The following is a 17,225-nucleotide window of genomic DNA, read 5'->3' as shown; positions in this document are numbered from 1 at the left end:
TTCATTCCATTTACATGCATTTTTCATTTGAAAATGATGAGTTTGCATGCTGTAGATTAGTTTTATAATACTTGTATATTGATATGTATCGTATCAATATAAATTAATATGTAAATAGGCGTTTTATGATTTTTACTAAAATAAAAATATTTATATATAAATAACAATATCTTGAGTGATTTTTTAAAGTGGAAAATATTTTTATCTAGCTTCATCATTAAAAATTGGATATACATGTATATCGATACAATATGTATCATAATAATTAAATAAATGGAGTTTAAGATGTTAGGACTATTTGGAATAGTAGTTTCTTTGATTTTGCTGATGTATTTAGCTTATAGAGGCTTTAGTGTCATTATTTTGGCGCCTGTACTTGCACTGTTTGCAGTCATTTGGAGTGGAATGACACATGAATTATTAGGATTTTATTCGCAAGTATTTATGAGTGGTTTAGGTGGTTATATTATCAAATATTTTCCACTTTTCCTTTTAGGTGCAGTCTTCGAAAAGCTCATGGACGATAGTGGTTCGGCCCGTACGATTGCAATTTTTTTTGTTGAACGTTTAGGGCATCACCGCGCGATGTTATCGATCGTTATTTCCTGTGCGATATTAACTTATGGTGGTGTTTCACTTTTTGTAGTGGGTTTTGCAGTATTTCCCATTGCTTCGGCATTATTTAAAGAATTGGGTATTCCTAAACGATTCATTCCAGCTGCAATTATGCTTGGTGCATTAACCTTTACCATGACTGCTTTACCTGGAACTCCCGCGATTCAAAACGCAATCCCAATGCCGTATTTTAAAACGGATCTATATGCGGCTCCTGTTCTTGGCATCATTGCATCAATTTTTATGTTAATTACGGGGATGTGGTGGCTAAATAGAAGAGTCAAGCATTCAATAAAACAAGGTGAAGGGTATGGTAATCACATCGAAAATCATAAAGAAATTTTAACCCACTCAGATCCGAGTTTGCTGATTGCAATGATCCCGATTGTATTGGTTATTTTATCTAATTTAATGTTATCTAAAGTAATTTTTCCAAATATGGATACTTCATATTTGGCAACTGCTCAATTTGGTAATACAAGTTTGAATTCAGTGATTGGCCTTTGGTCTATTATTACGGCATTGGTCATCGCATGTATTGCCATTATTGGTCTAAATTGGAAGCGAATTAACGATATTCGAGACAGCATTCAAAATGGTGTTTCTTCTTCTTTTTTACCGATTTTTAATACTGCCTCAGAAGTTGGATATGGGTCAGTTATTGCTTCCTTAGCTGGTTTTGTCATTTTAAAAGATTTTTTAGTCAGTTTAGCACCCAGTAATCCGCTGGTTTCAGAAGCAATTTTGGTCAATGTACTGGCTGGCATCACCGGCTCTGCTTCTGGTGGCTTGAGTATCGCATTAAATACGATGGGCGAAACCTATATGAACCTAGCGCAAGATTTTGGTATTTCACCAGAATTAATGCACAGAGTCGCTTCTATGGCTTCAGGTTCTTTAGACTCACTTCCACATAACGGTGCGGTGATTACTATTATTGCACTTTGCGGTCTTACACATAAACAGTCCTATTATGACATGTTTGTTGTCGCAGTTATTTTCCCCCTGATGGCACTGATCGGAGTGATAACGCTTGGAACATATTTTGGATCATTTTAACGACTGAATTGTTGAGACTAGATGCTTGTGCATGTTGAGTAGTTCTTATGCCTCAGTAAACTTTATAAATTATGCAACTTATATTCTTCCATAGAAATGAATATGTTGGATTTAAAAGCTTGTAATACACTCTTTACAGTTAAAGTTTACATAGGGGATGCCAAACCTTGCGCTGCAAACCAAGCTATGCTTTTTTTGCTCATATTAGTTGAGAGGTACGTCCTGTACCTCCACATGTACACGCGTTTAGGGGCGAATTCTAAGTCGCAACATTATAAACGATTACGTGTAATTCATTAAATTATCAGCAAGCCATTGAATAGACAGTCTAAATTAGGGATCGGTATTCAATGCTCAATTTTTTGACTAATACAACAAGTGTAATCACGAGCTCTCATCTTTTAATGGATAGAGTTTTTGATATAAGTATTTAAATCTGTGGCTGCATCTCTTAATGCATCTTGATAACTGATTAAGTCATCTAAAGATTTTCGAATGCTTGGTGCATGGGTATATAAGCAAGCAATGATTTCACCGTTGGGGTGGAGTATAGGAACTGAGCAAGCCACCATACCGGCTATAAACTCTTCATTGTCTGTACCTAAATTTGTTACGCCAATGCGCTGAATTTCAGATTCAAGCAAATTAGGATCTGTAATGGTGTTTTTTGTGTACTGTGTAATTGGGATATTTTTTAAAATATTTTTCCTTTTTTCTGCGGATAAATGGCTTAGAAAAAGCTTACCACTTGATGTACACCAAACAGGTACTGTTGAACCGACAGGTAAATATACCTGTAATGGCCAGTTCGTCTGTATACGGTCCACGTATAGCATATGATTATCTTGTAGTATGGCAATACCACAGGTTTCGCCAATCTTATTTGACAGCTTTTCTAAAATAGAAAATCGCTCAATTCTAAATTTTTCATTTTCCCAAACATTGAATAATAAGTGTTTGACTCTTCCACCCACCAACAAGCCACCGTGTAAATCTACTTTGACATAACCCTCTTTTTCTAATAATTGAATGAGTCGATGAATACTGGGTTTTGGAATATCAAGTGCTAAAGAGAGATCAAGTGGAGAGGGGGGATGTTTTGCTTCACCAATTGCTTCTAAAATCTCAAGTACTCGTGTGATCGATGAACCTTTATTTCGTTTTGTATCTTGCGTCATAAAATTTTCCAAAAGAACATGCTTCATTCATAGCAACTTGAGTTTATGAATATTATCACTTGAAAGTTGTAGATATGAAATTTTTATCAATGCTTTATCGTTGTAGATTTGGACTTCTCAATGTAAGAAATTCTACGTCAATCATTCGAGCTTTTGTGAAAAAAAGTTTTTAGATACTTTAACCAAATTCTGGTTATGGAACGCTGAGAATATTAGAATCATTAAAGGCCTATTCGGTTCAATAAGCCTTTTTAAATATTAGCGTGACTTGTTCCAGCTTAAAATTTTAAATAATCCAAACATCACCATAATCCAGATAGGAATCAAGATGACAGACTCCTTAAAGTTTTGTTTCCACATGATATATAGAATCATACTAATAAAAACTAAAACAATATAATTACTAATAGGTGAAAAAATTGAAGGGAATTTTACGGTTTTGCCTTCCAATTTCATGGCTTGTTTAAATTTTAAATGAGTAAAGCTAATAATTGCCCAGTTTAAAACCAAAGCAGCAACAGCCAAATACATCAGGTGACTTAATGCTTCTTCAGGCACAAAATAGTTCAGTAACACACAGCCAAAAATTAGAATAGAAGAAAATACCACAGCAGATATTGGAACACCTTGTTTGCTCACTTTTGCAAACATCTTCGGTGCATTGCCTTGTACTGCAAGCCCATACAGCATACGGCTATTGGCATACATACCACTGTTATATACTGAAAGTGCCGCAGTCAAAATAATAAAATTGAGTAAATGTGCTGCCCAGCCTAAGCCCAGTTGGCTGAAAATCATTACAAAGGGACTTTTATCTAAACCACCCAGATCAAGTTGATTCCATGGGATTAATGACATAATAATGGCAAGAGAAGCAATATAAAAAACTAAAATGCGGAAAATCACGCGATTGACTGCTTGTGGTATGCTTTTTTCAGGATTTTCTGCTTCAGCAGCGGTCATCCCAATCAATTCAATGCCGCCAAATGCAAACATTAAAAAGGCCAGCATATAAAACAGCCCTGAAAAACCATGTGGGAAAAATCCACCATGTTGCCATAGGTTTGCCACAGTTGCAGTTGAATCAGCACCAGCTGTGAGCAAAAGATATAAACCAAATACAATCATCGAAATCACAGCAACAACTTTGATAATGGCTAACCAAAATTCTGATTCACCATAAAATTTAACATTGCCCAGATTAAAACCAGTCACGATGACAAAGAAAAATAAAGCAGAGACCCAAGCGGGGATATGCGGCCACCAATAATGCACATATTTAGCTACCGCTGTAAGCTCAGTCATGGCGACTAAAATATACATGACCCAGTAATTCCAGCCAGATAAAAAGCCAGGAAATTTTCCCCAATATTTTTGTGAAAAATAACTGAATGAACCTGCAACAGGTTCTTCTACAATCATTTCACCCATTTGGCGCATGATTAAAAAGGCAATCAAACCGACGATGGCATAGCCTAAAATAATCGAAGGGCCAGCAGATTGGATGACTTGTGCAGAACCTAGAAATAATCCTGTACCCACAGCGCCACCCATAGCGATCAATTGGATATGACGATTTTTAAGTCCACGTTTTAATTGGGAAGATGAGCGATTCAAAATATGCTGTGCTGAATAAAAGAAGCTATTGTAATTGATTGGTTATAGATAACCTAGTTTGAAAACGATATTGCAGCTGGAATTTTAAAAGATATTGAACTCTGGAATATTAGAGCGATTTTATCAATCAATAAAGCTCATGTTGAGTACATCATATCGCTATTGAATGAGGCTTCTCCCAACGGGAGAAGGCTAGCATGAGAGGGATATTAATCTGTACTTTAAAAAAGGCTTATGAAACAAGCCGATTAAGATTGTTTCAAAGTGCACAATGGATGTTTGCCCTCAAACATACCGATGAATGGGGGGAAATGAGTAACGAACCAAGGCTTGAAGTTCAGGAGAAATCGACCTGACCGTATCTTTTTTTTGAGCGGGTATTATAGGCGCGCTTGGTCTACTGCCCTTTATGAGCTCTATAAGAAATTAAGTTAGATTAGAAATGATCAGATCTCACATTTACTCTTACTTATCTTTCTAATCATTAGTTTTATCTACTATGTTTTCAAGAATAGGGCTTATCCCTTCCTAGTATCTCTATCAGGATTGATCGCTAAAATTGCCATATTTTGATAACACTCAATAGTTCTTCCTTTATAGACTCAAGAGATGATCAAGGAAGGAGATCAGCATGTCAAAAGAATATAAATTAAAAAAAGGAAGTTTAGGGCTATGGTACGTTGTATTTTTTGTGGTCGCCGCAGCTTCACCCTTAACTGGTGTGGTTGGAGCATTGCCTGTCGCTTTTATGGCTGGTAATGGAGCTGGGGTAGCAGGTACTTTTATTATTGCAGGTGCGCTATTACTCATTTTTAGTTTCGGTCTTGTAGCAATGAGCCGTCATGTTGTCAATGCAGGCGCATTCTATTCTTATATTGTGCAAGGACTGGGGCTTACCTGTGGTTTAGCGGGATTCAATGTTGCTTTACTTGCTTATGCTGCGATGCAACTTTCATGCAGTGCAATGTTTGGTTTCTTTACTGAACTCTTTGTTACGAGACACTTGGGTAGCAGTTTGCCTTGGTGGGCATATGCAGCATTGATGCAAATGGTGGTCATCGGACTGGGGATTGCCAAAGTTGAAATTGGCGGAAAAGTCCTTGGTGTACTCATGCTACTTGAGATTGCAATTGTTTTGCTGATAGATGCAGTCTTTATGGCTCGACCAGTGACTTGGGAGTTTAGCTCTTTTCAACCCAGTACGGTTTTAAATGGTAATTTTGGGATTGCCATGGTTTTTGCGATTTGTTCTTTTATCGGTTTTGAAGCAACAGCAATTTATGCTGAAGAATGTAAAGAACCCAAAAAAGTTGTGGCTAAAGCAACTTTTACTGCTGTGATTTTAATTACGCTTTTTTATGCCTTAACTGCATGGGTGTTGGTGCAATATACAGGTGCTAGCCAAATAGCTACTGAGGCGGCGAAAGATCCAGGTGTCTATGTTTACAGTGTCGCTGAACAATTGCTAGGGGGGTGGGCTGTTGAAGTCATTTCAATTCTATTGATCACCAGTTTATTTGCAGCAACTCAAGCGTTCCATAATTCGTTGTCACGTTACTTATTTACCATTAGCCGTGATGGTTTGTTATGGTCCAAATTGGCCAAGACACATGCTGTTTATAAAACTCCTTATATTGCCAGTATCGTCCAAGGCATTTTTATGATTGTCGCTTTAGTGACTTTCGGGCTGTTTAAACTTGATCCAATGATCAATATTTTTGCATGGGCATCTGTACTCGGAAGTATGGCAATTTTGGTATTACAGATCGGCGTTTCTTTCGCAGTAATAAAATATTTTCGACAACGTAATACGTTACCTGTCTCGATCTGGAGTCGTTTGATTGCACCGATTATTTCAGCACTCGGTATGTTGGTCATACTGTATGTGGTGATTGCAAATCTGGAAATGTTGAGTGGGTCATCTTCTCCAGTCGTGCTGTTTTTACCTTGGCTACTGCTGGCTTGTATGGTCATTGGCATGATCACAGCCCGTGTGTTGAAACATATCAATCCACAAAAATATGAAGATGTCACAAATATTGTTATTCATTCTTAACATCAAAATAGACAAGGAGCTTATTCTATGAATAGCCAAATGGTTGCAAAAAAAGATTATCAATTCTGGCATCCTATGACTCATCCCAATAATTGGGTGGATAAGACCCCGTTGCGAATCGTCAAAGGAGATGGGCTTTTTATCTGGGATGATAAAGGTCGTAAAATGCTGGATGGCTTTGCGGGTTTATGGTGTGTCAATGTTGGGCATAATCGTGCAGAAGTTAAACAAGCGATTAATCAACAAATGGACGAGCTGGCTTACTATCAGTTATTTGATGGTGTGAGCCATCCAAAAGCAGAAGCTTTGTCAAACAAACTCATTGAAATGACTGCTCAGGAAAATATGGCACGAGTGCTATATGGGACAGGAGGCTCGGATGGTGTTGAAACAGCTCTAAAAGTAGCACGTCAATATTGGATTTTAAAGGGACAATCTCAACGGACTCGCTTTATTTCATTGAAAAATGCTTATCATGGTGTGCATTTTGGCGGGACTTCAGTGGGTGGTTTGTCTATTTATCGAATGAACTATGGTCCTGTTTTGGAGGGCTGTTCACAAATTGAATCGCCATGGTTGTATCGCAATCCTTGGAACTGTGATGATCCTGAGCAATTAGGACAGTTAGTTGCTGAACAGCTGGAACGAGACATTTTATATTATGGTCCCGACAGTGTGGCCGCATTTATTGCAGAACCCATTCAAGGTGCAGGGGGGGTGATTGTTCCTCCTGCCAATTTCTGGCCTTTAGTCCGTCAGATTTGTGATAAATATGGAATACTCTTGATCGCGGATGAAGTGGTGACCGGTTTTGGTCGTAGTGGTCATATGTTTGGTTCACGAGGCTGGGGGGTAAAACCTGACATTATGGTGTTTGCCAAGGCTTTAACCTCTGGTTATATCCCGCTTTCAGCAACATTGATCAATCATCGAATTGAAGAAGCCTTTTTACAAAACAAAGATCATCGAGGTATTTTGATGCAGGGTTATACCTATGGTGGGCATCCATTAGGCTGTGCAGCAGGGTTAGCCGTCCTTGATATTGTCGAAAAAGAAGACTTGCCTGGCAATGCAGCCAAAATGGGTGATACTTTACTGAACCAATTAAAAACCTTTGAAGAAAGATTTCCATCTGTTGGTAATGTACGTGGTAAAGGTTTGATGTTAGCAATTGATCTGGTTTCAGATAAGAAAACCCGTGAATCGATTATGCCTGATAATAATTTAGCTTGGCGTATTACCGAAGCTTGTCGTGATGCAGGTGCAGTGGTTCGCCCTGTCGGACCAAAAATTGTAATAGCCCCACCGTTGGTGATTGATCAGGCGGGTTGTGAGTTATTGGTCAATGCATTACAGACAGCATTTGAACAGGTCGATGTATAACTCGACAAATTTGTGTTAAAAAATAGGATCAAGTGTCTGCGCTATGCGGCACTTTGATCCTGTTTTATTTGTTAAAAAGCTTGTAAAGATAATATTGGAATATTTACACTTAAGGGCTTGTGAAATAAAGGATTAGTTTTACAATAAAAGGTGAGTTTTATTTTTCATTTAAATCTAAGTGTAAGATTTTTTTTGTATTTTTAGGTAAAGCGAGGCACGGATGTTAGTCGTTGAACCAAGTGTAAATACAGGTTTGTTGCATGCCTTTCAAATACGTGAGTCTTTACAACATACCCAAATTTTAAAAGATTGGTCTTTATCCTATGACCAACTTTCTTCAGGTCATTTTGAAAGTCATTTAAATGAACTTTGGCTAGATGATATTCAAATTTATGAAGAACAAATCAGTCCTGCAATTTTTCAAAGTGGAGAAGGAAAGGCGGACTCACTGTGTTTAGGTGTTTTTTCAAATTTATCTAACTCCGCACTGTGGATGGGACAAGTATTACAAGGCGCAGAAATTATCTCATTATGCCAAGGTGGTGAAATTATGATGCGAACCCCAGAGCAATCGTCCTTTTTATCTTTAAGTTTACCCATTTCTTTATTGGGGGAGGCGGGAGAGATTCCACAAGGTGCAAGTATGTTAATTGATCAACACTTAGCACAAGAAATTTATTCTAAGCTCTCAACTTTATTAAATAACCTCTCTAAACTTCCTGACAGCGTAAATTTAGTTAGTATGCAGCAGGCAAAATCTGAGATTTTGGATCTAGGTTTTCAATATATTCAAGCTTTACAGCAACAACGACATGTGATTCGTGTATCAACCATTAAAGCAAGAAAAGTAGTCCAACGCGCATTAGATGCGATGTACTCTTGTCAGAATAATCCTTTGACGATGGACGAGTTGTGCCAGTTAACCTTTACCTCACGCCGTACCCTACAGAACTGTTTTGAATTGATCACTGGAGAAAGTCCCGCACAGTTTTTAAAACATCTACGTTTAAATGGTGTAAGGCGTAGTTTTATTCAAAATGCTGCATCCACTTCAGTAAGTGAAGTGGCCAGCGATTGGGGCTTTTGGCACTTATCGCAATTTGCGACAGACTATAAGAAACTGTTTGGTGAATCACCATCGCAAACATTGGCAAAGTGCAAATAAATGCTGATGAGTCATGGATGATAAAATTTATCGGATTGTATAATTACGAGTGATTCATTATGAAAAGATGAGGTAATTTTTGCTCAAAACTTTCATTCAAAGGGGTTGCACTAAAACATCAAAGCCAGTCTTTTGACTGGCTTTGATGTTTATGGGGATAAAATCAATGTACTAAAGTTTGCGATTGATCCTTATTTTTGTGTTTATGGTATTTGCTATTTAATAAAGTCACTAAAATTAAAGAAATGATGAACATCGACATGGCATACATTACAAGTGTATTAAAACTTGCTGTATGTTCGATAATTTGACCTGAAACACCAGGGCCCACCCCCATACCAATTGCAATCATCAAGCTGACATACTTCATAATACTGCCTGTGTGATCCATGATCGCTAAACTGGCGAGTATAAATGGGAAAGTAAACATCCATGCAAATTTAAAAACAATAATTGCTGTCATAAAGGTTGAAGCCGCAATTGTGCCTAATAATAAGTAAAGTGAAACAAAGAACAGCCCAAAGCCAATGAACACAACAATCATTCGACTGATCTTATGTCCAATGAGCGTCGCAATAAAGCAGCCAATAATTCCAAATAAAGTGGCGAAGGATAAATAGCCATTTATAGATGCTTCAGGAATTTTTGAGTTGAGACCAATGCTGGTGAGAAAGGTCCAGATACTACTGATGGACATAAAAAAGGATAGAACCGACGCAACTCCGATGATACCCCATATGATGGATTGGTTTGAAGAATTATGGGCATTTGGTTCAATTTGCTGTGATGCTTGAGGTATTTCATTGCTGAGTTTTTTATAAAAAGGTGCTGCAATTAGCATGAGGGCAATTAAAAGCACAAAGAATGCTTTTAAACCAAACTGTGCAAACAAGTGGGGTAAAATCAAGATGGCTAAGGCACCAAAAAGTGTTTGTCCGAGTAACCATAAGGCAAACGTGCGAGCAGGCTTGGAGGTCATACTGCATGAAGCCATGGTGACAATCATGATACTGCCTGCGGCAAAGGCTGCGGATGAGCGTGTAAGCACCAGTGTAGTCAGACTATCTGCAAATAAAGATAGAAAATTTCCCAAAATAAACAAGCCAATAAAAAATTTCATCACTTTCTGTGGTGAATAGCGTTTCGCCCAATAAATTGCAGGCAATGCCGCAATGCCCATAAATATTTGCTCATAAAAGAAAAATGTTCCGACCTGTGAGGGCGCAAACTGCCATTCAGTTGAAAGTTGATAAGCGAGCACTGGGGTGGTCATCATCACCAAGGGACCAATAGCTGCGAAGAAACACAGCGCAAAAATATGTCCTTTTGAATCAAAAAAAGCCTGAGTATTCATTCTTGTTCTCCCATGGTTTTTATTTTTTTGTTAAGCCAATTCAGTTTGAATTCTCTGTAATGAACACTCGCTAAAAAATATAGCCATGCAATACCGTATTGAAAATGTTCATCTGAAATCTTCCATCCAGCCCATATCCGATCTAACATAATCTTCTCCTTGAAGTCATTTTCTTCCATGCAATGAATCGTTGAGTTATGAGTTTGAGTTTATTTTTTGAGCGAGTTGATCAATTAATTGCTTCTGAAACTGATTAAAGTGTTCACTGGGTTGTTGTAATTTGAGTAGTTCTATACACGGATCTTGTACCTTAGTTCGAATATCACAAAGTGTTTCAACGACAGCTAAACCACAAAACGGAACATAAGATTCGGCATAACCACCCTCATGAACCATAACTAATTTGCCTTGACATAACCGCTCTGCTGCCTGTTTGGTGAGTTGTGTTAGACGTCGAAAGGTTTCACTATGTAGTAGAAGACGAGCCAATGGATCGAAAGCATTAGCATCATAACCGCAGGCCACAATGATCATGTCTGGTTTAAACTTGTCCAAAGCTGGCAGTACAATGCTTTCAAAGGCATAAAGGTAAGCTTCATCACCACAGCCTGCCAATAGAGGGATATTGATGTTATAACCGTGCCCCTGATTTTCTCCTACATCTTCAGCACCACGATAGCCTGGCGGGAAACAATGCTCCTGATGTAAGGAGATGGTGAGCACATCATTGTGTTGATAGTAGATTTGCTGCGTACCATTACCGTGATGAACATCCCAATCAATCACTGCAACTTTATTTAAGCCCAATTTAGCTTTAGCTCGTTCAATGGCAATGGGAATATTGGCAAGAAAACAAAAGCCCATTGGTTTATCTGGCAAACAATGATGACCTGGTGGACGTGATAGTGCATATGCATTGTTTAATTCACCTAGAAATACTTTTTCGACTGCTTCACAAGCAAGCCCAGCTGAAATTTTGGCAATTTCATAACTACCTGGGCCAATGGGAGCATGCTCATCGAGCAATCCGCCTCCTTGATCACTTAAATTTTTAAATTTATTCAGATAATGTTCGGGATGAATACGGAGTAAGTCTTCCTCTGTGACCGGAGAGGCTGAACGGTTATCTAGGTGTTTGGTTAAACCAGATACATCCAATAAATTTTTAAAACGGCGCTTTGATTCAGGTGATTCAGCATGCGCTGCACTTGCAGGGGGTTGCACCCATCCGCCTACAGGTAATACTGTGGCGTGTAGCCCTGTAGTGTGCCAGAAACACCATTCATCTGAGAAAAAGCCTGTTTGTTTGAGTATCATAATTAAATTCCATTTACAATAAAATCCCTTAATATGGGATATATATTACTTTTTTAAGCGATAAACAAGAGTTAAATTATAAAAAATCTTTTATTTTGATAAAATCTTAAAAAATACATTTTTAAAATTTGATGAAATTATGCAGTATCCTTTTGTATTTTATTTAAAATTAAATAATAAAAAATACCGTAATGTGAAAATATTTTAAAAAATATGTTGTATTTATTCTATTTTGAATATATAAATCCCGTAATAAGGGATAAAAACACTAAATAATGCCTATTTAGGCATCATCTCATCTACATTCAAGCTGAATGTTGTGGTGGGCAAAACAACAAGGACGAAAGGAGAGAACAATATGAAACATTCAGTTTTAGCGACTATGCTGCTGATCGGATGTGGACAGGCAGTACAAGCAGATACATCAACCTCAAAGCCAGCAACATTTATGGATCAATTTTCAGTGCATGGAACCTTAACTTTATCCTCAGATTATCGTAGTCGTGGTTTTTCCAAGTCAGATCAAAAACCATCAGTTCAAGGCGGCTTGATTTTAGCTCATCAGTCGGGTGCTTACTTGATGTTATGGGGAGCAAGTGCTACTACACCGAATGGTGGAAGCATGGAGGCAGACGCAATCTTAGGTTATACATGGCGGATTGATGACAAAAACAGTCTGGATTTCTTTTATGCAGATGTAAATTATCCAGGAGGAAATTTTAGTCCAAATGGAAAATCTGCTGATTTTGGTGAGTATGGTGTGATGTACAAACGCACTGGCACATTGGTTGCTCAGGATAATTTTAATGCCGCCGTTTACTATTCACCGGATTATGTTTTTGGTTCAGGCAATGAGTATTACTTTAGTAGTGAATATAGCTTCCCAGTTATTGAAAATGTACAACTCTTTGGTTCAGCTGGCTATACCAAACAAGACAGTATTGCTGAATTTCAGCTAGGTTCTGTTCCAGATGGTAAAAAAGACAGTTACGTTGATTATAAAGTCGGTGTTCGCGGTGACTATAAAGGGGTAACCACTGAATTTGCGTGGGTTGGTAATAATATTGATAGCCAATTCGATATGTATGATGACCGTTTGTATTTCAGTATAACCAAAAACTTTTAAACGATCGCATTCGTCTTGCTGAAGTGGGTCTTGTGGTGTTCAACTTGACTATTTTAGAAGGTGAAATATGGTTTAAAATTCTTATGTTATCAAAGGAGTGACCATGCAAGTTAAGGAATTTGACTATATTATTTGTGGTGCAGGGTCGGCAGGCTGTGTGGTTGCAACACGTTTGATTGAGGAGAACAAAGGCTCTGTTTTATTGGTTGAGGCAGGTGGTAGTGATCAGGGTTTTAATTATAAGATTCCTGCGGGTATTCCAGTGGTGATCAATGCCATCTGGAGTTATACCACTGAGGCTGATGTAAGAACTAAGCAACGAGAAATGTCTTGTGCACAAGGAAAAGTCTTAGGGGGGAGTAGTTCTGTTAACGGTATGATTTATTTAAGGGGGCAGGCGGAAGATTATGATGAATGGGCTAGCCATTATGGCTGTATAGGTTGGGATTTTCAGTCTATATTGCCTTATTTTAAAAAAGCAGAAAATAATGAAAGTCTGTCAGGTGAATACCATGGAGGTCATGGGCATTTGTCGGTCAGTGATACCCGCCTTAAACATCCTTTAACTCGTGCCTTTATTAAAGCAGGGCAAGAGTTTGGCTTAGCCTATGTAACTGATTTTAATGCGCAGTCTCAACAAGGCGTAGGTTTTTATCAACATACGATCAAGAATGGTGAAAGAGGAAGCACGTCAAGAACTTATCTAGCCTCAGTGCGGCAAAGTCCCCAATTAACAGTGCAATTGAATACTGAGGTAGATCGAGTTTTGATTGAGCATGGAAAAGCAACGGGTATCGAATGTCGGATAAAGGGTGTAAGTACTCGTATTAAAGCAAAAAAGGAGTGATATTAAGTTCTGGCTCTATTGGGTCAGCAAAAATCCTATTACTTTCTGGTATTGGGCCTAAAACGCATCTTGAAGATATTGGTATCGAAGTACAAAAAGATCTTCCTGTTGGAAGAAACTATCACGATCACTTACATACCTCTATTAATGCCACGATTAAAAACCCGATCTCTTTATATGACGAAGATAAAGGAATCAGACGTTACAAGCATGGTTTGCAATGGCTGTTATTTCGAGAGGGTGTGGTTGCCTCAAGCGTATTAGAAGGCGGGGCATTTAAGGATACCAACCATGAGGGCCGTCCAGATGTGCAGGCAATGTTTTTACCTGTTTTAGATGTATTTGATGATCCAAGTGGTCAAGGTAAAAATTATATGCATGGTATTACCCTAAAGATGTGTCATTTACGGCCAAAGTCTAGGGGACAATTATATCTTCGGAGTAAAAATCCAGAAGACCAAGTCAGAATTGAAGCCAATTTTTTGGAGCACCCTGATGATCTACAAGGTTTAATTCGAGCAACTCAATTTGGTCTGGACTTACTTCAGCAACCCGCATTGTTCAATGAGATTGATGAAATTTTTGCACCAGATCACGCCGTAAAACGGGATGATGTGGTCGCATTAGAGGCCTTTGTAAGAGAATACTGTAAAACCACCTATCACCCTGTTGGAACTTGTCGGATGGGACTAAATCCACAAAACTCAGTGGTTGATTTAAATTTAAAGGTGCATGGTATTGATCGGTTAAGTGTTATTGATTGTTCAGTGATGCCATCTATACCCAGTGGTAATACCAACGCACCTACCATTGCTATCGCTGAAAAAGGGGCAGATCTATTGATTCAGTCTCGCTAGATCCTAAATATTTGTGATTCATTTAAAATTTGAATGTACGGTCATTATGCTGTTATAGCGATAATGCCGTATATTAAAATGAATGATTATTTCACATTCTTTGCTTATTCTAGATGTTCAACCTCTTCTCTTTGAATTTGGACTTCATCAATTTCAATTGGTGTATGGATTGATTTTGGGGATGACACAATCGATTGAGTCAAGTTTTTGGCAGTTTCTAATAAAATCTCAATGATGGTTTCTTGTCGTAATAAATTAAATTGTTGATCGGAGCCCACTACACAGACGCTATGTGTCACTTCTTTTGAATCAAAGTCTGAAAAAATTGGGGCTGCGATCCCGATATTGCCTACATTTAATTCATTGTTCGTCGCACAATAGCCATTTTTACGGATATTCTTGGAAATTTTTAATACGTCTTCAAGTGAATAAATATTTTGTGGGTCTTTGGATATTTGATTTTCATAAAGCTGTTTAATTTTTTTTATGCTTCTATAGGAAGTCAACACTTTGGCTTGAGCCCCTCTAAATAGGGGTAAAGGTCTTCCACGTCCAAAACTGAAATGCATTTCGTTGTTTGGACTTAAAATAAAGGTGTTGATAATTTTACTATCATAAAAAGCACTGACAAAAACAGTTAGCCCAGTAATTTGGCTTAAGTTTTCTAGATACGGGCGACCTGTACTTAAAACTGGATCATATTTTCTCATCATCCAGTCCAGCTCAATAACACGAGGGCCTAGGGCATAACCACCGGGTCCCCGCTTTACAATGAGTCCAGCATCACATAATTCTTTGATATAGCGATAAGAAGAAGTTCTAGATAAATCAAACTTTTGTGCGATAAGTTCCGCATCAATTTCTAATTGTTCAGGACCAAATAGGTTGAGTACATTGAGTATTCTGGCCAAGCTGCTATTCATATTTTCTCGATTAAAACTGCAAATTACTTTTCATATCTTTCACGAGTTATGCATTCTGGTCAATTGAAATATTGAAAATGTAAAAAATCCCGTATTATGAAAATAACTCTTGAAATAATAAATTTAATGTTCTATAAATCTCTTAATAAGGGAATAATTTAATTTTTCTGGTGAAAAAGATGATCGGTGCGGAATATTTTGTAAAAACAGCAGCTCAACTTGGTTTTGAATACTGTTTTGCTAACCCTGGAACAACAGAAATTCCTATGGTTGCAGTGATGGATGCTGAGACAACAATCAAGCCCATACTTTCTCTGTTTGAGGGAGTCTGTTCTGGAGCTGCTGATGGATATGGTCGTGTAGCTGCAAAACCAGCTTTAACCCTGACGCATTTGGGGCCTGGCTTTGCCAATAGTATGGCAAATTTGCACAATGCTCGCCGTGCCAATACGCCAATCGTTAACATTGTTGGTGATCATGCGTCATGGCATGTGAACTATGATCCACCATTGGCCAGTGATATCGAAAGTATGGCGAAAACGGTATCTGGTTGGGTGCGTATGACACGTAATGCCAACAGTATTGGTGATGATTTACAGGATGCAATGAAAGCGGCTTGGCAAGCAAAAGGACAAATTGCCACGCTGATTTTACCCATGGATTTTCAAGCACAACAGATTCAGGATGTTGGTCAGCATTTTCAAGCCACAGCACCACAACGTCACTTTATTGCGAGTAAGGTTGAACGGATTGCTCGCCAGTATCAGCAAGGTAAATCTCTGGTGTTTATTGTGGGAGACACTGGTGTAAATGACGAAGGATTAAAAGCAGCAGGGCGTTTGGCACAACTACCCCATGTACATATGTTTGCTGAGACATTCCCACGGATCAGTCATCGTGGTGGTGGCTTGCCGGATTTGGATCGTTTGCCCTATTTTCCAGAAAAGGCGATTGCGGTGTTGGAGCAATATGATTATGTGGTGTGTGCAGGCGTCATTGATCCGATTAGCTATTTTGGCTATGAAGGGTTGCCATCGCGTTTGGCTGAATCAGATCGTTTGCTTTATCTGGCTGAGGTAGGTGAGGATGTTCCTGCGGCACTCAATGCACTGGCGGATGAACTGAATGCACCAGCCTTTGTGCCTGTTGTAAGCAAAGCGATAGAACTACCACCAGCTCAAGCAGTATTAAGTCCAGCATCTATTGCTAAAGTTCTCTCTGCAAGCCTGACTGAGGACTGTATTGTTTCTATTGAGGGTGGTACTTGTGGTTATCCATTTTTTACCGCTTCGAATGATGGGCTAAAACATCGGGTCATGACCAATACAGGGGGAGCAATCGGGCAAGGGATTCCAGCAGGTTTTGGTGCGGCATTGGCTGAAAAAGGCACACGGGTATTTTGTTTACAGTCTGATGGTAGTGCTCAGTACACCATTCAAACCTTGTGGAGCATTGCGCGTGAAAGTTTACCAATTACGATTTTAATTGCTGCTAATCACCGCTATGCCATTTTACAAAATGAATTAAGGCGTTTTGGTGTAGAGAAGTTTAGTGAAACAGCATTGTCCTTAACCGAAATCAATCAACCCAAAATAGATTGGACTGCTTTGGCAAAGGCATATGGATTAGAGTCTACAGTCACTCGAACCAATCAAGAATTACAAACTGCATTGACCCGAACCAATCAATCAATGCAACCCCATCTAATCATAATGGAAATATGAGGTG

Annotated in this window: 12 protein-coding genes and 1 pseudogene; 7 read left to right on the top strand and 6 right to left on the bottom strand. The window is 38.5% G+C overall.

Annotation, left to right across the window (positions count from 1 at the left end):
- The first annotated feature begins 285 nt into the window (after positions 1-285).
- On the top strand, positions 286-1,674 hold the full coding sequence (locus AC4CUY_RS14045) for a GntP family permease (protein ID WP_490774291.1): 1,389 nt from the start codon (positions 286-288) through the stop codon (positions 1,672-1,674).
- A 401-nt stretch (positions 1,675-2,075) separates the two neighbouring features.
- Here AC4CUY_RS14045 and AC4CUY_RS14040 read toward each other — a convergent pair whose 3' ends face one another.
- Positions 2,076-2,852 carry an IclR family transcriptional regulator gene (locus AC4CUY_RS14040; RefSeq protein ID WP_336951556.1) on the bottom strand — a complete coding sequence of 259 codons (777 nt, stop codon included), beginning with the start codon at positions 2,850-2,852 and terminating at the stop codon, positions 2,076-2,078.
- A 258-nt stretch (positions 2,853-3,110) separates the two neighbouring features.
- Positions 3,111-4,469 (bottom strand): amino acid permease, encoded by a 1,359-nt coding sequence (locus AC4CUY_RS14035; RefSeq protein WP_336951554.1) that lies wholly within the window; start codon positions 4,467-4,469, stop codon positions 3,111-3,113.
- Between the two features lie 631 nt (positions 4,470-5,100).
- Here AC4CUY_RS14035 and AC4CUY_RS14030 point away from each other — a divergent pair.
- The 3 genes from AC4CUY_RS14030 to AC4CUY_RS14020 all read left to right on the top strand — a co-directional run bounded on the left by AC4CUY_RS14030 (position 5,101) and on the right by AC4CUY_RS14020 (position 9,073).
- On the top strand, positions 5,101-6,525 hold the full coding sequence (locus tag AC4CUY_RS14030) for an APC family permease (protein ID WP_490774290.1): 1,425 nt from the start codon (positions 5,101-5,103) through the stop codon (positions 6,523-6,525).
- Positions 6,526-6,552: 27 nt separating this feature from the next.
- On the top strand, positions 6,553-7,908 hold the full coding sequence (locus AC4CUY_RS14025) for an aminotransferase class III-fold pyridoxal phosphate-dependent enzyme (protein ID WP_336951550.1): 1,356 nt from the start codon (positions 6,553-6,555) through the stop codon (positions 7,906-7,908).
- A gap of 220 nt (positions 7,909-8,128) precedes the next feature.
- On the top strand, positions 8,129-9,073 hold the full coding sequence (locus AC4CUY_RS14020) for a helix-turn-helix domain-containing protein (protein WP_336951548.1): 945 nt from the start codon (positions 8,129-8,131) through the stop codon (positions 9,071-9,073).
- Between the two features lie 163 nt (positions 9,074-9,236).
- Here AC4CUY_RS14020 and AC4CUY_RS14015 read toward each other — a convergent pair whose 3' ends face one another.
- From AC4CUY_RS14015 to AC4CUY_RS14005, 3 genes are read right to left on the bottom strand one after another with little or no spacing between them, the layout of a single operon-like run.
- Positions 9,237-10,427, bottom strand: a complete 1,191-nt coding sequence (locus AC4CUY_RS14015) for an MFS transporter (protein WP_419820216.1) — start codon at positions 10,425-10,427, stop codon at positions 9,237-9,239.
- Positions 10,424-10,576 (bottom strand): hypothetical protein, encoded by a 153-nt coding sequence (locus AC4CUY_RS14010; RefSeq protein ID WP_336951544.1) that lies wholly within the window; start codon positions 10,574-10,576, stop codon positions 10,424-10,426. The genes AC4CUY_RS14015 and AC4CUY_RS14010 overlap by 4 nt, the downstream gene beginning before the upstream one ends.
- A 46-nt stretch (positions 10,577-10,622) precedes the next feature.
- The gene (locus AC4CUY_RS14005) at positions 10,623-11,744 is read right to left on the bottom strand and encodes a class II histone deacetylase (protein ID WP_336951542.1); all 1,122 of its coding nucleotides are present in this window, start codon (positions 11,742-11,744) and stop codon (positions 10,623-10,625) included.
- A 358-nt stretch (positions 11,745-12,102) separates the two neighbouring features.
- On the opposite strand from AC4CUY_RS14005, the gene AC4CUY_RS14000 reads away from it, so the two are divergent.
- On the top strand, positions 12,103-12,870 hold the full coding sequence (locus tag AC4CUY_RS14000) for a TorF family putative porin (protein WP_336951540.1): 768 nt from the start codon (positions 12,103-12,105) through the stop codon (positions 12,868-12,870).
- Positions 12,871-12,973: 103 nt separating this feature from the next.
- Positions 12,974-14,574: pseudogene (locus tag AC4CUY_RS13995) on the top strand (GMC family oxidoreductase).
- Positions 14,575-14,678: 104 nt separating this feature from the next.
- On the opposite strand, the gene AC4CUY_RS13990 reads toward AC4CUY_RS13995, so the two are convergent.
- Positions 14,679-15,497, bottom strand: a complete 819-nt coding sequence (locus AC4CUY_RS13990) for an IclR family transcriptional regulator (protein WP_483770821.1) — start codon at positions 15,495-15,497, stop codon at positions 14,679-14,681.
- 179 nt (positions 15,498-15,676) lie between these two features.
- Here AC4CUY_RS13990 and AC4CUY_RS13985 point away from each other — a divergent pair, with 179 nt between their 5' ends.
- Positions 15,677-17,221: an acetolactate synthase large subunit gene (locus AC4CUY_RS13985; RefSeq protein WP_336951534.1), complete on the top strand. Its 1,545-nt coding sequence runs from the start codon at positions 15,677-15,679 to the stop codon at positions 17,219-17,221.
- The last annotated feature ends 4 nt before the right edge of the window (positions 17,222-17,225 follow it).

The sequence above is a fragment of the Acinetobacter sp. 778_lipA genome (assembly GCF_058242985.1).
The sequence above is the reverse complement of the archived record's forward strand: the minus strand, read 5'-3'. Positions and strand labels throughout refer to the sequence as shown.